Below are 392 nucleotides of genomic sequence, written 5' to 3' on the forward strand. Positions count from 1 at the left end.
TGGCATATGCGCCCAGCCTCGTGTCCTGCTCCCGTGCGTATCGTTGTACCGCGCGGCCGCTCTCGCCCGTGGGCGGCCGGGGAGGAGCGCCACGATGACCGTCCTTGAAGACAGGATCGCCATGGCCGACGTCGACACGCAGCGCTTGGACGAGTGGTTCGAGCGGCTGGAGCGGATGCCCGTCCCCGAAGGATTCAGGGTCGAGATCGTCGGGGGCAGCGTCTTCATGACACCGCAGCGGGACACGCATTGGGCCATCATCCGTCGCATCGTGCGGGCCGTCGAAGACAGGTTCGGGATGGACGTGAAGGTGTTCTCGGACGTCCGCATCGACTTCCCGGGCCACGAGAACGGTCTCTGCCCCGACGTGGCCGTGCTCCGGGATTCCGCCG

1 protein-coding gene is annotated in these 392 nt (G+C 67.3%); it reads left to right on the forward strand.

Annotation, left to right across the window (positions count from 1 at the left end):
- Nucleotides 1–94 precede the first annotated feature (94 nt).
- On the forward strand, nucleotides 95–392 hold a 298-nt coding region (locus tag LPA54_RS41495), incomplete at its 3' end, for a Uma2 family endonuclease (RefSeq protein ID WP_228985538.1).

The organism is Streptomyces sp. DH12 (assembly GCF_020873895.1).
Taxonomy (GTDB): domain Bacteria; phylum Actinomycetota; class Actinomycetes; order Streptomycetales; family Streptomycetaceae; genus Streptomyces.